At 73.0% G+C, this 17,590-nt stretch carries 16 protein-coding genes; 8 read left to right on the forward strand and 8 right to left on the reverse strand.

Annotation, left to right across the window (positions count from 1 at the left end):
- From ACFY60_RS03195 to ACFY60_RS03220, 6 genes are all read left to right on the forward strand, one after another.
- Positions 1-1,359, forward strand: a complete 1,359-nt coding sequence (locus ACFY60_RS03195; RefSeq protein ID WP_388607207.1) for an O-antigen ligase family protein — start codon at positions 1-3, stop codon at positions 1,357-1,359.
- Between the two features lie 133 nt (positions 1,360-1,492).
- Positions 1,493-3,400, forward strand: coding sequence for a murein biosynthesis integral membrane protein MurJ (murJ, locus tag ACFY60_RS03200; protein ID WP_388607206.1), 1,908 nt, complete (start codon positions 1,493-1,495; stop codon positions 3,398-3,400).
- Positions 3,297-4,100: a polysaccharide deacetylase family protein gene (locus tag ACFY60_RS03205; RefSeq protein WP_388607204.1), complete on the forward strand. Its 804-nt coding sequence runs from the start codon at positions 3,297-3,299 to the stop codon at positions 4,098-4,100. The genes murJ and ACFY60_RS03205 overlap by 104 nt, the downstream gene beginning before the upstream one ends.
- Positions 4,097-5,233: a glycosyltransferase gene (locus ACFY60_RS03210; protein ID WP_388607202.1), complete on the forward strand. Its 1,137-nt coding sequence runs from the start codon at positions 4,097-4,099 to the stop codon at positions 5,231-5,233. The genes ACFY60_RS03205 and ACFY60_RS03210 overlap by 4 nt, the downstream gene beginning before the upstream one ends.
- 13 nt (positions 5,234-5,246) lie before the next feature.
- Positions 5,247-5,933 (forward strand): lipopolysaccharide biosynthesis protein, encoded by a 687-nt coding sequence (locus ACFY60_RS03215; RefSeq protein ID WP_388607200.1) that lies wholly within the window; start codon positions 5,247-5,249, stop codon positions 5,931-5,933.
- Complete coding sequence (locus ACFY60_RS03220; protein WP_388607198.1) at positions 5,930-7,081, forward strand: GNAT family N-acetyltransferase; 1,152 nt, start codon at positions 5,930-5,932, stop codon at positions 7,079-7,081. The genes ACFY60_RS03215 and ACFY60_RS03220 overlap by 4 nt, the downstream gene beginning before the upstream one ends.
- Before the next feature lie 36 nt (positions 7,082-7,117).
- Here the strand turns inward: ACFY60_RS03220 and ACFY60_RS03225 are convergent, their stop codons facing one another.
- The 5 genes from ACFY60_RS03225 to mca all read right to left on the reverse strand — a co-directional run bounded on the left by ACFY60_RS03225 (position 7,118) and on the right by mca (position 13,051).
- Positions 7,118-8,392 (reverse strand): glycoside hydrolase family 26 protein, encoded by a 1,275-nt coding sequence (locus tag ACFY60_RS03225; RefSeq protein ID WP_388607196.1) that lies wholly within the window; start codon positions 8,390-8,392, stop codon positions 7,118-7,120.
- A 695-nt stretch (positions 8,393-9,087) separates the two neighbouring features.
- Complete coding sequence (locus ACFY60_RS03230; protein ID WP_388607195.1) at positions 9,088-11,115, reverse strand: thioredoxin domain-containing protein; 2,028 nt, start codon at positions 11,113-11,115, stop codon at positions 9,088-9,090.
- Positions 11,116-11,239: 124 nt separating this feature from the next.
- Positions 11,240-11,626 carry a rodlin gene (locus tag ACFY60_RS03235; protein ID WP_388607193.1) on the reverse strand — a complete coding sequence of 129 codons (387 nt, stop codon included), beginning with the start codon at positions 11,624-11,626 and terminating at the stop codon, positions 11,240-11,242.
- A 311-nt stretch (positions 11,627-11,937) separates the two neighbouring features.
- On the reverse strand, positions 11,938-12,168 hold the full coding sequence (locus ACFY60_RS03240; protein WP_375165214.1) for a hypothetical protein: 231 nt from the start codon (positions 12,166-12,168) through the stop codon (positions 11,938-11,940).
- Position 12,169: 1 nt separating this feature from the next.
- Positions 12,170-13,051 carry a mycothiol conjugate amidase Mca gene (mca, locus tag ACFY60_RS03245; protein WP_388607191.1) on the reverse strand — a complete coding sequence of 294 codons (882 nt, stop codon included), beginning with the start codon at positions 13,049-13,051 and terminating at the stop codon, positions 12,170-12,172.
- A 97-nt stretch (positions 13,052-13,148) separates the two neighbouring features.
- Here mca and ACFY60_RS03250 point away from each other — a divergent pair, with 97 nt between their 5' ends.
- Positions 13,149-13,550, forward strand: coding sequence for a DUF4307 domain-containing protein (locus ACFY60_RS03250; protein WP_309057686.1), 402 nt, complete (start codon positions 13,149-13,151; stop codon positions 13,548-13,550).
- 188 nt (positions 13,551-13,738) lie between these two features.
- Positions 13,739-14,236, forward strand: coding sequence for a transcription elongation factor GreA (gene greA, locus ACFY60_RS03255; RefSeq protein ID WP_309057687.1), 498 nt, complete (start codon positions 13,739-13,741; stop codon positions 14,234-14,236).
- A 78-nt stretch (positions 14,237-14,314) separates the two neighbouring features.
- On the opposite strand, the gene ACFY60_RS03260 is transcribed toward greA, so the two are convergent.
- The 3 genes from ACFY60_RS03260 to ilvA all read right to left on the reverse strand — a co-directional run bounded on the left by ACFY60_RS03260 (position 14,315) and on the right by ilvA (position 17,588).
- Entirely contained in the window at positions 14,315-15,178 is an 864-nt protein-coding gene (locus tag ACFY60_RS03260; protein ID WP_388607188.1) for an ABC transporter permease, read from the reverse strand.
- Positions 15,175-16,203, reverse strand: a complete 1,029-nt coding sequence (locus ACFY60_RS03265; protein WP_388607186.1) for an ATP-binding cassette domain-containing protein — start codon at positions 16,201-16,203, stop codon at positions 15,175-15,177. The genes ACFY60_RS03260 and ACFY60_RS03265 overlap by 4 nt, the downstream gene beginning before the upstream one ends.
- A gap of 155 nt (positions 16,204-16,358) precedes the next feature.
- Positions 16,359-17,588, reverse strand: a complete 1,230-nt coding sequence (gene ilvA, locus ACFY60_RS03270; protein ID WP_388607184.1) for a threonine ammonia-lyase — start codon at positions 17,586-17,588, stop codon at positions 16,359-16,361.
- Positions 17,589-17,590 lie beyond the last annotated feature (2 nt).

The following is a 17,590-nucleotide window of genomic DNA, read 5'->3' on the forward strand; positions in this document are numbered from 1 at the left end:
ATGGCCACGGCCGTGGCGGCCGCGGCCCCGCCCCGTGCCGCCCCGGTGCCCGGGGAGGCGCCGGCGGCGGGGTGGAGGACGGAAGCGGTACGGGACACGGCCCGGCGGGCCGCGTACCTCTCGCCCGTTCTCGCCGTGATCGCGCTGCTGCTCGTCCCGGGCGGCGGCGGGGCGGAGGACGGCACCGGCGGAACGGGCTCGCTCGCGGACGCGGCCTCCGGCCTGCTCGTGCTGGTCTGTCTCGTCCGGGTGCTGCGCGAGAGGGCCCGGCCGCTGACCCGGACGGCGGCCGTCGTCCTCGGGCTGCCGGTCCTCGGAATCTGTCTCGCGGCGGTCACCTCCCACGACCCCGCGGCGAGCCTGCCGGGCGTCGCCCGGTACGCCCAGGTCTTCGTCCTCGTCCCGGCGGCCGTGTTCCTGACGGTCCGGGACCGCCGGGACGCCACCGTCGTCGCCTGGGCGCTGATCGTCCTCGCGCTGCTCCAGGGCGCCGTGGGCGTCACGCAGTACGTGACGGGGACGGGCGCCTCGTACATGGGTGAGGACGTCCGGGCCGTCGGCACCTTCGGGCCCTCGGACGTGATGGGCATGGCGACGGTCGTCTCGTACGGGCTCGTGGTCGCCGTCGGTCTCGCGCTCGGCGGCCGGCCCGGCCGCGCGCGGACGGCGGCGCTGGTCTGCGCGGGACTGCTGTTCCTGCCGCTGGTCGTCTCCTTCAGCCGGGGCGCGTGGATCGCGACCGTCCTCGCCTGCGCGCTCCAGCTGGTCCTCGCCGGGGTACGCCGGGCCGCCCGGACCGCGCTGACGGCGGGGGCGCTCGCGGTGGTCCTCGTCGGCGGTCTGGGCATCGGCTCGGAGCTGGTCGAGGAGCGGGCCGCCAGCATCACGCAGGTGACGGCCGCCCCGGACCAGTCGGTGACGGACCGGTACACGATGTGGGCGGCGGCCGCGGAGATGTGGCGCGCGGAGCCGTTCACGGGCGTGGGTCTGAAGGGCTTCCCCGCTCACCGCGACGCGCACGCCTCGCTCGCGCTCTCCTCCGGCAGCGACACGGCCGGCGCGGGCGCGGAGTTCCGGCGCCAGCCGCTGCTCTCGCCGCACAACATGTACCTGCTCGTCCTCAGCGAACAGGGCCTCCTCGGCCTGCTCGCCCTCGCCGGCAGCTGGCTGGCGCTCCTCACCGGCGCCCTGCTCCGCCACCGGGCGGGCGCGGCGGGCGCGCTCGTCGCGACGGGGCTGCTGTCCTGGCAGCTCATCGACTTCTTCTACGCGGACATCGGCGGGCCGTCGACGGTGCTGATGTCCGTGGTGTTCGGCCTCGCGGCCTGGTGGTCCCTGCCCGGGGTGCGGCGTGCGTGACCCCCGGCCGGGCGACGCCCCGGACCCCGCGCCCCCGCCTCCGGCGGCCGGCCCGGACACCGCCGGATGTCCGGGCCCGGCCCCGGCGGGAGCCGTCGACGGGCCGCCGTCCGACGGCTTCACTGCGGGGTGCATGGTGACCGCCCCCCGGGAGGGTTCCGCCGACCGCCGGGTGGGCCCTCCGGCCTCCCCCGCCGGCACGGTGGCGGGCGCCCGCCACGCGCGCCGCGAGCGGGACGGGGAGACACCGGCACGCGCGGACCGGGAATCCGCCACCGCGCGGTACGCGGCCGGGGACGAGGAGCCCGCTCCCGGGGCGTACCCGGACGCCGGTACGGCCGCCGCCCCGGGGGTGGGCGCCGGTCCCGGCCACACGCCCCCCGCCCGCGGCTTTCTCGCCAAGGCCGCCGCCGTGACGGCGGTGCTGACGGCCCTCGGGGCGCTGCTCGGGCTGGTACGGGACCAGATCCTCGCCGGATACTTCGGCGCGGGCGCCGAGACCGACGCGTTCCTGGTGGCCTGGACCGTGCCGGAGTTCGCGTCGACGCTCCTCATCGAGGACGCCATGGCACTGATCCTGGTGCCGGCGTTCTCCCGGGCCCTGGCGCACCGCGCGGCGGACCTGGCCGGGGACGACCCGGTGCGCGCCCTGGTGCGCGGCACGCTGCCCCGGCTCACCCTCGCCGTCGCGGTCGTCGCCACCGCCCTCGTCGTCGCCGCGCCGCTGCTCGTACGGGTGCTGGCGCCGGGCCTGCCCGATCCGCAGCTCGCCGTCGACTGCACCCGGCTCACCGCGACCTGCGCGCTCTCCTTCGCACTGGTCGGCTACTGCTCGGCCGCGCTGCGCGCGCACGGCCGGTTCGTGCCGCCGGCCGCGATCTACGTGGCGTACAACGTCGGCATCATCGGCACGATCGTGGTGCTGCGCGAACCCCTGGGGGTGCGCTCGGCGGCGGCCGGGGTCGCGGTCGGCGGGGTGCTGATGGTGCTCGTCCAGGCGCCGTCGCTGCTGCGTGTCCTGCGGTCGGGTCCCGGGCCGCTGCCGCCACGGGAGCCGGAGACCGCGGGCCCGGCGGGCGACCGGCACCTTCTCGTGCTCGGTCTGATCGCGCCGGTGGTCGTCTTCTCGCTGGTCCGCCAGTCGCAGACACTCATCGAACGGTTCCTCGCCTCGCCGCTCCCGGCCGGCGCCATCTCGCATCTGAACTACGCGCAGAAGGTCGCGCAGATGCCGATGATCCTCTCCCTCATGCTGTGCACGGTCAGCTTCCCGGTGGTTGCCCGCGCGCTGGCGGCCGGTGACGGGGAGGCGGCTCGCCGCCGGGTGGAGCGGGACCTGCTGCTCGCCGCCGTCGTCGTGCTCCTCGGCGCGTCGACGGTCATCGCCGCCGCGCCCCAGATCGTCGAACTCCTCTTCCAGCGAGGCGAGTTCGACCGGGGCGACACCGTCGCGACGGCCGCCGTCATGCGCGTGTACGCGCTCGGGCTGCTCGGCCAGACGATGGTGGGCGCCCTGGTCCGCTGCTACTTCTCCGCCGCGCGCCCGCTCTGGTACCCGGCCGCCGCGATGGGCGCCGGGCTCGCCGTGACCGTCGCCGCCGGGGTTCCCGCCGCCCACCTGTGGGGGGCCGTCGGCATCGCCGGCGCCAACGCGCTGGGCATCACCGTGACCGCCGTGCTGCTGCTGCGCGGCGCGCACCGCCAGGCCGTCCCGGTCCGCGCGGGCCTGCTCGGCGAGGGGCTCCTGCGGCTGGCGACGGCGGGCGCGTGGGCCACGGCCGCCGGCTGGCTCTGCTCGATGGCGATCCGGCCGGCGGCCCTGTCCGTCACGGTCGCGAGCCTCGCCGTGGCCGGCGTCTTCCTTCTGTTCCTCCTCTGCGCCCCGAGGGCGCCCGAGATTCCGCCCCTGACCCGCTCCGCCGTCCGGAGGATCGCCCATGCCCGCCGCCGCCGCGCTGCGCCGCCTGCTGCCGAAGCCGCCCCTGTGGATGAAACCGCCCCTGTGGGTCGCGATGTACCACTCCGTCGGCGACCCCGCTGACGACCCGTACCAGGTGACCGTCTCCCCGGTGCGCTTCGCCCAGCAGCTCCATTGGCTCGCCGACCGGGGCCTGCGGGGGGTGTCGGTGCGGGAACTCCTCGAGGCGACCGCCCGGGGCCGGGCCCGCGGGCTCGTCGGGCTGACCTTCGACGACGGGTACGCCGACTTCGTGGACTCGGCGCTGCCGCTGCTGCGCCGGCACGGTTTCACGGCGACCGTCTTCGTGCTGCCGGGCCGGATGGGCGGGGAGAACGCCTGGGACACCGACGGCCCGCGCAAGCCGCTCCTCGACGAGGACGGCATCCGCCGGATCGCCGCGGCCGGCATGGAGATCGGTTCCCACGGTCTGACCCATCTCGCGCTGACCGAGACCGACGACACCACGCTCGCCGCCGAGACCCGCCGCAGCCGCGCGCTCCTGGAGGAGATCACCGGCGGTGCGGTGGACGGCTTCTGCTACCCGTACGGGAGGACCGACCCGCGGGTGATGCACGCGGTACGGAAGGCCGGTTACCGCTACGCCTGCGCGATCGACCCGGGGCCGCTGACCGGTGCGTACGCCCTGCCCCGCGTCCACATCGGCGAGGCGGACACCGCCTTGCGGCTGGCGGCGAAGCGGACCCTGCACCCGCTGCGCCGCCGCCACCCGGCGGACCTTCTCCCGGCCCCGTCCCTCCCGGCGGCGGTGGGCGTCCGGTGAAGGTGCTGCACGTGATCACCGGGCTCGGCATCGGCGGGGCGGAGCAGCAGCTGCGGCTGCTGCTGCGTCACCTGCCGGTGGAGAGCCGGGTGGTGACCCTGACCAACCCCGGCCCGGTGGCCGCCGGGATCGAGGCGGACGGGACGCCCGTCATCCACCTCGGCATGACGGGCAACCGGGACGTCGGAGCGCTCCCCCGGCTCGCCCGGATCGTCCGCCAGGGCGGCTACGACCTGGTGCACACCCATCTGTACCGGGCGTGCGTCTACGGCAGGCCCGCGGCCCGCCTCGCCGGGGTGCGGCGGATCATCGCCACCGAGCACTCGCTCGGGGAGGCGCAGATCGAGGGCCGGCCGCTGTCGGCGGGCACCCGCGCCCTCTACCTGGCGTCGGAGCGGCTCGGCACCTCCACGGTCGCCGTGTCGCCGAGCGTGGCGCGCCGGCTCGCGGACTGGGGGGTGCCCCCGAACCGTATCCGGGTCGTCCCCAACGGGATCGAGACCGCCCGCTTCGCCTACGACGCCCGGGCCCGCCGGCTGGTCCGGGGGGTGCTGGGCGTGCCGAGGGACGCGTACGTCGTCGGCGGGGTGGGGCGGCTCGTCCCGGGGAAGCGGTTCGACCGGCTGGTCCGGGCGGTGGCGGCGGTCCCGGAGGCGTGGCTGCTCCTCGTCGGCGAGGGCGACCGGCGGGAGGAGCTGCTGCGGGTGGCCCGGGAGTGCGGGGCGGCGGGCCGGGTGCTGCTCACCGGTGCCTGCGAGGACCCGCCGACGGTCACCTCGCTCGGCCCCTCCCTGCCGGAGCTGCTCTCCGCGATGGACGTCTTCGTCTCCACCTCCCCCGACGAGACGTTCGGGCTCGCGGTCGTGGAGGCGCTGGCGGCGGGCCTGCCCGCGCTGTACGTGGCGTGCCCCGCGGTCGACGACCTGCCGCCGGAGGCCGCGCCGGGCGCGCGGCGCATCGGCGGGTCGGTGCCCGAGCTGATCTCCGCGCTGCGCGGCGTCCGGGACGCCCGGCTCGCCCGGCTGCCGGTGCCCCGGGCCGCGCTCCGGTACGACATCGCCCGCAGCGCCGGGCAGTTGATGTCCCTCTACGACCAGGCCGTCCACGGCGGCACCCCCTCCCCCGTGAAGTGAGAGAACCCGCACCATGAACACTTCCGCGACCCCCGACCGTCGCCGTCCCTCCCTGCCCGCCCGGTGGCGCGGGCCGGGCCGCCGGGCGGTGCTGCCCGCCGCCGTCCTGGCCGGGGCGGCCCTCGGCGGCGGGTACGGCGCGCTCACGACCCCCGAGTACGCGGCGACGAGTTACGTGATCGTCGTCCCCGGCGAGAAGTCCGACCCTGCGGGCGCCCTCGGCTTCGCCCAGGCGTACGGGCGGGTGGCCACGGACATCGCGGTGACCGGCGACGCCCAGGTGTGGGCCGGGGTCACGGCCGGGAAGCTGCGGCGGAGCGTGCAGGCCTCGACGTCGCCGGACGCGCCGATGATCTCCCTGACGGCACGGTCGGAGCGGCCGGCCGAGGCGGTGGCGATGGCGGACGGGGTGGCCCGCGCGCTGGTCGTCAACAGCGGCCACGTGGCGGGCAGCACGGGCGTGAAGGTCGTGCAGTTCTCGCGCGCCACGAAGCCGGTCGACCCGGTCTCGCCCTCGGCGCCGCTGTCGGCGCTGGTCGGTGCCTGCGCGGGCGGGCTCCTCGGGGGCCTGGCCCTGATGGTGGCACCGCGGCGGGCCGCCGCCCGGAGCGAGGGCCGCCACTCGCGGCCCGCGGCCCCGGGGACGGCCGCGGTGCCCGCCCCGGCCGCGTCCCACCAGCCGGAACCGGAGGCGGTGTGAGCACGGGAACCCCGCGGACCGAGGTCTGCCGTGACGAGGAGGGCTTCGGGCGGCTGGCGGCCGAGTGGACGGCGCTGTACGGGCGCTGCTCCACCGCCACCCCCTTCCAGTCCCATTCCTGGCTGCACTCCTGGTGGCTCTCCTACGGCCGCCCCGGTGCGCTGCGGGTGGTGCTCGTACGGGACGGGGACGGCGAGCTGGTGGCCGCCGCGCCCCTGATGCGGGCGCCCGGACCGCTGCCCGTGCTCACCCAGCTCGGGGGCGCGATCACCGACTTCACCGACGTGCTCCTGGACGACGGCCGCCCCGAGGCCCTGCCCGCCCTGGCCGAGGCCCTGGAGCGCGTGGCCCGTGGGGCGCTGATCGACCTGCGGGAGGTGCGGCCCGGGGCCGCCGCGGAGCGGGTGTTCACCCGGTGGCGGGGGCCTCGCAGGCGGCTGCCGGACTCCCTGTGCCTGGAGCTGCCCGCCGTACCGATGGAGGGGCTGCTCGAACGGATTCCGTCGAACAAGGCCCAACGGGTCCGCGCCAAGCTGCGCAAGCTGGACGCCCTCGGTATCGACGCGCACATCGTGTCCGGGCCGGAGGTGCCGGCGGCGCTGGAGCGGCTGCTGCGTCTGCACCGGCGCCAGTGGGAGGGTCGGGGGGTGACGGCCGAGCACACCAGCGAGCGGTTCGCCCAGCACCTGACGCGGGCCGTGCGGCCGATGGTGGAGCGCGGGGACGCGATGGTGACGGAGTTCCGGCTGGCGGGTGACGTGGTGGCCGCCGATCTGACGCTGATGTCCCCGCGCCTGGCCGGCGGTTACCTGTACGGCGCCGATCCGTCCCTGCGGGACCGCAAGGTGGACGTGGCGGCGATGCTCCTGCGCCACGGGGCCCGGGAGACCAGCGCGCGGGGGCGGGCCACCCTGAGCATGCTGCGCGGCGCCGAGCCGTACAAGCAGCACTGGCGTCCGGAGCCGGTCCGCAACGGCCGGCTGCTCCTCGCCGGGCGCGGTACGGCTCCGCTGCTGCGGCTGCGCGCGGGGGCGGCGGGCGTACGGCGCTGGGCGGCGGGGCAGGCGCGGGAGCGGGCCTGGGCGGGGCGGGCGGTGGCGCGGCTGCGGGGGCTGCGGCGGCCGGGTACGGCGAGCGGCGGCGGATGAGTTCCGCCGCCGTGGTCGCCGTGGCCGCCGGTCCGGTCAGGAGGGCCGGATGCCCTTGAGGGAGATCTTCCAGTTGATGTCGACCTCGTTCTTCCAGGCCTCGGCCGGGAGACAGAGCGGCCCGCCGAACCAGCTCTCCACCCACGGCCCGAGGTTCAGCACCCAGCAGGTGGGCGTGGGCAGGGGCTTGGGCGGGACTTCCGGCTCGGGCTTCGGTTCGGGTTTCGGTTCCGGCTTCGGCTCGGGCTTCGGCGGGATTTCCGGCTTCGGGGGAATCTCCGGCTTCGGCGGCACCTCGGGCTTCGGCGGAACGTCGGGCACCTCGGGCTCGGCGCCGTACAGCATCTCCCGGAACACCTGCGAGGACTTCGGGTTCGCGCCGCACTGCCACACGCCGTGCGGGCAGTAATCGGTGATCGTGTGGTACAGCGGCTTGTGCTGCCCGATCCATTCGATCATGCGCCGCATGTACTCGGCGTTGTCCCCGTTCCGGAAGAGTCCCCATTCCGGGTACGAGATCTGCTTCCCGTGCGCGGCGGCGAATTCCACCTGCGCGCGCAGCCCGTACGGCTCATTGACGTGGTCGTCGAAACGGGCCCCCGCCGGCTGGTCGTACGAGTCCATGCCGATGATGTCGACCACGCCGTCACCCGGATAGCACTCCGTCCACGGAATGGCGTCCCTGCCGCGGCTGGGATTGAAGTCGAAGCGGAACTTCTGACCGGGAACGGAACGCATCGCGGTGACGATCCGGTTCCAGTACTGCTTCCACGCCTCAGGGTCCGGTGCGCAGCGGTGGGTGTACGTGGTGCCGTTCATCTCCCAGCCGAGGACGATGACGGTGTCCGTCGCCTCCAGAGCGACCAGGCGTTCGGCGAGCGTCCTGAAGTGGTGGTCGTAGTGCCCCGAGGCGCCGAGCCGGAGCTGTCTGCGGACCTCGTGGTCGGAGACTCGGGCCTCGTTGCGCTCCAGCATCGGCACGTTCAGGACGAACAGCCGGTCCTCCCGCTCGTTGCGCCAGTCCGCCCAGGCGTCCAGGAAGCCCGGGGGGCCCTCGATGTTCGACCAGAGGTCACCGGGAAGGTAGGTGTGGCCGACCCGCAGCTCCCTGCCGCCGAGCCAGCGCTCCAGCTGGCCGATGCGGCGGACCCCGATGGGGCCCGACTCCAGGAACGCCCCCATCGCGCTGGAGGCCGTCGGCTCGGGGGCCCCGGTCGACGGGGGTTCGAGGGCGTGGGCCGGTGAGGACAGCACGACCGAACCCGAGGCGAGGAGTCCCGCGGTGAACACCCCCCACCACGTTCTCGACATTTTCCGTCTTCCGTTGGTCATGACCACTCCTTCTCGTCCCGCGCCACTTGATGAGCCGTCAATCCGATGTTCCGAAAGTATTCCTAATAAGCCGACCGTGAACGCGCGACGATCTGATCTGTAGTCCATTGGATGAACGCATCGCCCACTTGGGGCACAGGGGACGTAGGCATGCCGCGCCTTCGCTCCGACCTCACGGAAAGAGCACGTCGAAGAGCGCATGACGAAGGGCCGGACCCGGCAGGCATGCTGCATGCCCTTTCAGGTCCGGCCCTCGGATCACGCCCCGGTCAGGGGGCGCGGGCGGTGAAGGTCGCCGCCCGGCGGATCAGCGCGGCCAGATCGGCGTCCTGACCAGCCGTTCCCATTCGTGATCAGGGACTCCCGGCACCGTGCGGCCCGCAAGGGACCACCGCTGTGCCAGCGAGGAGTAGAGAGGGAACGGCCCTCGGTCGACGGGTGGCGGGTCCACGACATGACGGCTCTTCGGAATGAAGGCCAGCCGCTCCCATTTTCCGGGTTCGGGCGCCATCTTTCCCTCCCATCCGTGTGGTTCCCGCATCATTCCACAGCCCCCGCAGGAGAGTGATTCGATCGACCGGTGTCGCGTGGCGAACCTGTGTACGACGGGAATTGCTCTACTGTGCGGGTCCGCGTTTCCGTTCTCTCCACTCCCTTTCCTGCGGAAACCCCTGTCAGGGAGCGAGCTTGAGCGCCAGCTCGTCCGGGTCGGTCGCCGGCGCGTCACAGGTGAAGTGCCGGCAGACGTAGGCGGCCGCTCCGCCGTTCACCAGCGGGCGGTCCTTGAGCAACGGGAACTCCTCGCCGTCCGGGGTGCCGAAGGCGACGACCGCGCCGGGCGCGGGTGCCAGCAGGGCGGTACGGTGCAGGGCGCGGGCCGACTGGTCCCCGGCGGGGCCGACGACCGCGATCTCACGCGGCCCGTCGAGCAGGGCCTCCGCCGTGGCCAGCCCCCAGCCGATGAACCGGGGAGCGCGCGGCCCCAGGGCCCGGACCACGCCGAGGGCCCCTTCGGCAGCCGCCCGGTGGGCCTCCGATCCGGTGTGCGCGGCGTACGAGAGCAGCGCGCCCGCCGCCGCCGTCCAGCCGGACGGGGTCGCGTTGTCGGTGGGGTCCTGCGGCCGGCGGATCAGGGGTTCCGCGTCGTGGGCCGTGTCGTACAGCGCCCCGCCCTCGGCGACGAACTGGTCGAGCACGATGTCCAGGAGGAAACCGGCGAACTCCAGCCACACGCCCTCGCCGGTGACACCGGCGAGCGTGAGGAAACCCTCGGCGACGTCCGCGTAGTCCTCGAGCACCCCGGCGTTGGAGCCGGTCCGGCCGTCCTTGGAGGTCCGGGAGAGCCGCGCGCCCTCCCCCATGTGGACGCGGACGAGCAGGTCGGCGGCCTCGGTGGCGCGCTCGACCAGGTCGGGGCGGTCGAAGAAGGCGCCGGTCTCGGCGAGGGCGGCGACGGCGAGGCCGTTCCAGGCGGCGACCACCTTGTCGTCACGGCCGGGCCGGGGCCGCCGCGCGCGGGCGGCGAGGAGCCGCTCCCTCACCGAGGCGATCCGGTCGGCGTCGACCGGTCCTGCGTCCTGCGGGAGCCGGAGGACGGAGGCGCCCTCCTCGAAGGTGCCCTCCTCGGTCACGCCGAAGTACCGGGCGGCGAAGCGGGCGTCCTCCTCGCCCAATGCCTCGGTCAGTTGCGCCGGGGTCCAGACGTAGTACGCGCCCTCGACGTGCCGCCCGGTGCCGTCGTCGGAGTCGGCGTCGAGCGCCGAGGCGAACCCGCCCTCGGCGGTGCGCAGTTCACGGACCATGAAGTCGGCCGTCTCCAGCGCGACCCGCCGCGCCAGATCGTCCCCGGTGGCCCGCCACAGATGCGCGTACACCCGGCAGAGCAGGGCATTGTCGTACAACATCTTCTCGAAGTGGGGCACCACCCAGTCGCGGTCCACGGAGTAGCGGGCGAAGCCGCCGCCGAGCTGGTCGTAGATGCCGCCGCGGGCCATCGCCGCGCAGGTGTCGGCGGCCATCTGCAGGGCGCCCTCGGCACCCGTACGGGCGTGGTGGCGCAGCAGGAACTCCAGCACCATCGACGGCGGGAACTTGGGCGCGCCGCCGAAGCCGGCGCTGCGGGAGTCGTAGTCGCGCGTGAGGCCGAGCAGCGCCTGGGCCAGCTCCGCCTCCCCGGGGACGCCGTCGCCGCCGTAGGCGAGGGAGCGGGACGAGAGGTCCTTGACGATCGTGCCGGCGACCTCGCCGACCTCGTCCCGGCGCTCGGTCCAGGCACGGGAGACTCCGTCGAGGACGTCACCGAAGGAGGGCATGCCGTGGCGGGGCTCCGGCGGGAAGTACGTGCCGAAGTAGAAGGGCTCCGCGTCCGGGGTGAGGAAGACGGTCATGGGCCAGCCACCGTGCCCGGTCGCCGCCTGCACGGCCTCCATGTAGACGGCGTCGACGTCGGGCCGCTCCTCGCGGTCGACCTTGACGGCGACGAAGTGCTCGTTGATCCGCGCGGCGGTGGCGTCGTCCTCGAAGGACTCGTGCGCCATCACGTGACACCAGTGGCAGCTGCTGTAGCCGACGCTGAGCAGTACGGGGAGATCGCGGCGGCGTGCCTCCTCGAAGGCCTCGGCCGACCACGGCCACCAGTCGACCGGGTTGTCGGCGTGCTGGAGGAGGTACGGGGACGTCTCATGGGCCAGTCTGTTCGGCATGCTCCCATCCTCGCGCACCCGGCTGGGCGTCGCCCGTACGCCACGGGTGCCGGTACGACGGAGCGGCCCCGCCCTTCGCAGTGGAGCTGCGAGGGGGCGGGGCCGCTCAGCGATGAGGCTGACGTCAGCTGACGTCGGTGTTGCCGTTGTCGGCCAGGAGGTCGACGAGGTCCGACAGCGGGTTGTTCTGCTGCTGCTCGACCGAGTTCTGGACGCAGGTCATGTTCTGCTTCGGGCTCAGAACGTCGTCCACGTTGACGGCAACGATGTTGACGATCGGAACCTGCGCCGTGATGTCCTGGACATCGAAGCAGTGCAGGACGCCACCGTTGATGAGGCCGAAGTTCGGGCTCATGTAGCCACCGGTGGAGGTGCTGCCGATGGCCTGCTTCGACGTGTTGCCGATGACGTTGGTGTTGTTGCCGTCATCGGCCGCCGCAGACGCCGTGGCGGCCGACATGCCGACGACGGAGGCCGCAACTGCCGCGGTGGCGAGAACCTTCTTGATCACGAGATTTCCTTCTTGAGCTGGAGGGCCCTGGATTGCTCCGTTACCGAAGCGTCCTGATCAACTGCCGCGGAGTGGATTGGTTCCGGCCGATCACCCTGATGCGCTATTCAGCAGATGAACGCCATCGGACGTGATCTCGAAGGGCACGCGTTCGGTAGGGCCCGGACCCCTGCGGGACCGGGGGAAACACCGGTCGACCGCTCCCGCTCTCCCGTGCCGCCGCGCCTCTCGCGGGACGTGTGTTCGGCGCCGGGCACGCGAACGCCCTCCCTCTCCGCCGGCGGCGCGTGCGGAGACGGAGGGCGCGGCCGTCACTTTCCGGGGGCTCCGGCGGACGCCGGGGCGTCCGGGGTGTCGGCGGGCGAGGACTCCTCGAAGGAGACCTTGCCCATGTGGCGGTTCATCGACTTCATCAGCATCCAGACCGCGAGGGCCATCACGGCGAAGACGACGAACCCGAGGACCCCGGGGGTCACCTTGTTCTTGTCCAGCTCCTCGGCGGCGAAGGGGACAAGCTGGGTCAGTGCGAGGTGTGCGCTCATGTCAGGCATTGTCCCGGATGCCTGCGAAGAGATCTTCCTCGGGGAGGGAGGTCGGCACCAGCGACTTGCTGAGCTCGTACTCCTCCGTCGGCCAGACCTCCTTCTGGATCTCCATCGGGACCCGGAACCAGCCGCCGTCGGGGTCGATCTGGGTGGCGTGGGCGATCAGGGCCTTGTCGCGGGTCTCGAAGAAGTCGGCGCAGGGCACGAAGGTGGTGAGCGTGCGTTCCTTGCGCTCGAACTCCTTCCAGCGCTCCAGCCACTCCCCGTAGGGGGACTCCAGGCCCCGGTCGAGGAGCGCCTGGTGCAGGGCCTCGGTGCGGGGGCGGTTGAAGCCCTGGTTGTAGTAGAGCTTCAGCGGCTGCCAGACCGGGCCGAACTCGGCCTCCGGGTACGTCTCCGCGTCGGCCGCGCCGTCGAAGGCCACCATCGTGATCTTGTGGGTCATGATGTGGTCGGGGTGCGGGTAGCCGCCGTTCTCGTCGTAGGTCGTGACGACCTGCGGACGGAAGGAGCGGATCTTGCGGACGAGCGCGCCGGCCGCGTGGTCCACGTCCTCCAGGGCGAAGCAGCCCTCGGGGAGCGGGGGCAGCGGGTCGCCCTCGGGGAGGCCGGAGTCGACGAAGCCGAGCCACTCCTGCTTCACGCCCAGGATCTCGCGGGCCTCGTCCATCTCCTTGCGGCGCACCTCGTGGATGTTCGCCTCGATGTAGGGGTCACCCTGAAGGCGGGGGTTGAGGACCGAGCCGCGCTCGCCGCCCGTGCACGTCACGACCAGGACGTCCACCCCCTCGGACACGTACTTGGCCATGGTCGCCGCGCCCTTGCTCGACTCGTCGTCGGGGTGCGCGTGAACGGCCATCAGTCGCAGCTGCTCAGTCAAGACTCGATCCTCAGTGATTCGACAAGAAGGCAGGTCTCTATAGTGACGGAATCGGGGGGCCGAAAATTCCGGGACCCCGGCATCGAGAGGATCAGGCATGAGCGCGGCGCGGGAGCAGCTGCCCGAGGGGCGCTACGGGCGCTCCGCGGACGAGCGGGCCGATCGCCGGCTCAAGGCCGTCGGAGCCGTGCTCGGTGTCCTCTTCCTCGCCCTGATGGGCTGGTTCGGCTGGCATTACGTGGTCGACAGCAGGATCAGCGCCGAGATGATCAAGTTCGACGTGGTGAGCGACACCGAGGTGCGGGTGCACCTGGAGATCCGCAAGGACGAGGGTGTCACCGGCGTCTGCACGCTCCGCTCGCGCAGCGAGGACGGGACCGAGGTGGCCCGGAAGGACGTCCGGATCGACGACCCCGCCGCCCGTGTGGACGACCTGTTCTCGCTGCGTACGACGGCCCGCGCGACGAGCGCGGAGCTGGTGGGGTGTACGGCCCGGTAGCAGGGGGTAGGGAGCGGAGGACGAGCCCCGGCGGGTCACGGGTGTGACCAGGGCGGACGCCACCCCGTGGTTTATGTCCTCCCGCTTTTCGCCACTCATTGTTAGGCTCGTGGTTTCGCCCGCCCGGGAAGCGCATGCTGTCCGTGTAGGGCGATGCTTTGTATTCCCAGTACCTACGAGGAGCACCTGTGACCCAGACCAGCGACAACGTCACCTGGCTCACCCAGGAGGCGTACAACAAGCTCAAGGACGAGCTTGAGTACCTGTCTGGTCCCGCGCGTACCGAGATCGCCGCCAAGATCGCCGCTGCGCGCGAGGAGGGCGACCTGCGCGAGAACGGCGGGTACCACGCGGCCAAGGAGGAGCAGGGCAAGCAGGAGCTCCGTGTCCGCCAGCTCACCCAGCTGCTCCAGCACGCCAAGGTCGGCGAGGCCCCGGCGGACGACGGTGTCGTCGAGCCCGGCATGGTCGTGACCATCGCCTTCGACGGCGACGAGGACGACACGATGACCTTCCTGCTCGCCTCGCGCGAGTACGCGAGCGGTGACATCGAGACGTACTCGCCGCAGTCGCCGCTGGGCGTCGGTGTCAACGGCAAGAAGGCCGGTGAGGACGCCGAGTACGAGCTGCCGAACGGCAAGAAGGCCACGGTCAAGATCCTGAGCGCGAAGCCGTACACCGGCTGACGCGCGCCGCTCGTCCGCGAAAGGGCCGGATCCCGTGGGGGTCCGGCCCTTCGTCGTGCGCGCCGTGGGGCGGCGGGGTCAGGCGGCGGCCGAGCGGTACTTCCGTACGGAGAGGGTGCGGAAGACCACGATGATCAGCAGCGACCAGAGGATCGAGGCCCAGACCGGGTGCTGCATGGGCCAGGCGTCGGACCGGACCACGCCCGGGTTGCCGAAGAGTTCGCGGGCGGCCTGGACGGTGGCGCTGAAGGGGTTCCATTCGGCGATGGGGCGGATCCAGGAGGCCATCATGCCGGGGTCGACGAAGGCGTTGGACACGAAGGTGACCGGGAACAGCCAGATCAGGCCGCCGGAGGTCGCCGCCTCGGGGGTGCGGACCGTGAGACCGATGAGGGCGCCGATCCAGGAGAAGGCGTAGCCGAGGAGGAGGAGCAGGGCGAAGGCGCCGAGGGCCTTGGGGAAGCCGTTGTGGATGCGCCAGCCGACGAGGAGGCCGACGATCGCGAGGACGACGACGGTCAGGGCGGTCTGGACGAGGTCGGCGAGGGTGCGGCCGGTGAGGACGGCGCCGCGGGCCATCGGCAGGGAGCGGAAGCGGTCGACGAGTCCCTTGTGCATGTCGTCGGCGATGCCGGCGCCCGCGCCGGCGGTGGCGAAGGTGACGGTCTGGGCGAAGATGCCGGCCATCAGGAAGTTGCGGTAGACGTCCGGGTCGGTGTTGCCGCCGACGCTCATGGAGCCGCCGAAGACGTAGCTGAAGAGGACCACGAACATCACGGGCTGGATGAGCCCGAAGATGACCATCTCTGGGATGCGGGTCATCCGGATCAGGTTGCGGCGGGTGACGACGAGGGAGTCGGCGACGGACCGGGCGATGCCGCCGCGGGGCTTTCCGGCCGTGGGGCCGCCGGTGCCCGCTCCGGTGCCGGTGAGGGTGCTCACGAGGCGGTCTCCTTCCGGTGCTTCCCGCGCTCCTCGGGGGTGCGGGTCCCTTCCTCGTCCTCGGCGCGCTCGGCGGCGTGCCCGGTGAGGGAGATGAAGACGTCGTCGAGGGTGGGGCGGCGCAGGCCGATGTCGTCGATCCCGACGCCCACGGCGTCCAGGTCGCGGATGACCTCGGCGAGCAGCTTGGCGCCGCCGGTGACGGGGACGGTGAGCTTGCGGGTGTGCTCCTCGACGGAGACCTCGCCGGGGGTGCCGGTGCCGGTGGTGCCGTACCGGGCGAGGACCTCGCGGGCGGTGCCGGTCATCTCCGGCCGCTGGACGACGACCTCGACGCGCTCGCCGCCGGTGCGGGCCTTGAGCTGGTCGGAGGTGCCTCGGGCGATGACCTTGCCGTGGTCGACGACGCAGATGGCGTGGGCGAGGTGGTCGGCCTCCTCCAGGTACTGGGTGGTGAGGAGGAGGGTGGTGCCGCCGGCGACGAGTTCCTTGATGACCTCCCAGAGCGCCTGCCGGTTGCGCGGGTCGAGGCCGGTGGTGGGCTCGTCCATGAACATGACGGGCGGGGAGACGACGAGGGCGGCGGCGAGGTCGAGGCGGCGGCGCATGCCGCCGGAGTAGGTCTTGGCGGGCCGGTCGGCGGCGTCGGCGAGGCCGAAGCGGTGGAGGAGTTCGTCGGCCCGGTCCTTCGCCGTCCTCGCCTTCAGCTGGTACAGCCGGCCGACCATCTGGAGGTTCTCCCGGCCGGTGAGGTACTCGTCGACGGCGGCGAACTGGCCGGAGAGGCCGATGGAGCGGCGGACCTGGTCGGGGTGCTTCAGGACGTCGATCCCGGCGACGGAGGCCCGGCCGCTGTCGGGTCTCAGGAGGGTGGTGAGGACCCGTACCGTGGTCGTCTTTCCCGCGCCGTTGGGACCGAGCAGGCCCAGGACCGTGCCTTCCGGCACGTCGAGGTCCACGCCGTCCAGTGCTCGTACGTCGCCGAAGGTCTTCGCCAGACCCTCGGCGTGGATCGCGCCTGGCATGTGAGTTCTCCCGGGGAGATTTCGGGCGTTTCCGTCCGATCGTAGGATCGCCGGGCGCACCGCGCCCGGCGGTGCCGTGACCGCCCTCACATGGTGACGCGATACATCGCGACAGGCAAGCGGTTTGACGACGGCGCGCCGTCCGGCCGCCGGGGTCAGACGAGGACGGTGTAGCCCGCCTGGCGCAGGGCGTCCTCGACCTCGCGGCAGTGCTCCGGTCCCTTCGTCTCCAGGTGCAGCCCCACCTCCGCCTCCGTGAGGCCGAGGCGCGGATCGGTCCGTACGTGACTCACGTCGAGCACGTTCGCGTCGACCACCGTCAGCACGGCGAGCAGCGTGGCGAGCGCCCCCGGCCGGTCGGTCACCCGCAGCCGCAGGCTCAGGTAGCGGCCCCCGGCGGCCATGCCGTGCCGCAGGATCCGCTGGAGCAGCAGCGGGTCCACGTTGCCGCCGGAGAGGACCGCCACCACCGGTCCCCGGAAGTCCTCCGGCGCGGTGAGCAGGGCCGCCACCGGGCTCGCGCCGGCCGGTTCGACCACCAGCTTCGCCCGCTCCAGGCAGAGCAGCAGCGCCGAGGAGAGCGCGTCCTCGGAAACCGTGCGGACCTCGTCCACGTACTCCCTGACCAGGTCGAACGGTACGTCGCCGGGGCGTCCCACCTTGATGCCGTCGGCCATCGTGACGGGCGACTCGACCGCCACGGGATGGCCGGCCGCGAGCGAGGGCGGGTACGCGGCCGCGCCCTCCGCCTGCACCCCGACGATCCGCACGTCCGGGCGGAGCGATTTCACCGCGAGTCCGATGCCGGCCGCGAGACCGCCGCCGCCGACGCCGACCAGGATCGTCCGCACCTCCGGGCACTGTTCCAGGATCTCCAGGCCGACCGTCCCCTGCCCGGCGATGACGTCCCGGTGGTCGAAGGGGTGGATGAAGACCGCGCCGGTCTCCCGCGCGTACTCCTCCGCCGCCGCCAGCGTCTCGTCCACGACGTGGCCGTGCAGCCGCACCTCGGCGCCGTACTCGCGCGTCGCCGCGACCTTCGGCAGCGGCGCCCCCACCGGCATGAAGACCGTCGCGTGCACCCCGAGCAGGTTCGAGGCCAGGGCGACGCCCTGCGCGTGGTTGCCGGCCGAGGCGGCGACGACCCCGGCCGCCCGCTCCTCGGGCCGCAGCCCCGCGATCCGTACGTACGCGCCGCGCAGCTTGAAGGAGCCGGTCCGCTGGAGGTTCTCGCACTTGAGCTGTACGGGCGCCCCCACCAGGGACGACAGGTGGCGGCTGCCCTCCATGGCGGTGACCCGGGCCACCCCCGACAGCATCTTCTGCGCCCCCCGCACGTCGTCGAGCATCAGATGGTGCAAGGGGTACGGCGTACGGAAGGTCATGA

This window comes from Streptomyces sp. NPDC012827, assembly GCF_042900905.1.
GTDB classification, from domain to species: Bacteria; Actinomycetota; Actinomycetes; order Streptomycetales; family Streptomycetaceae; genus Streptomyces; species Streptomyces gulbargensis.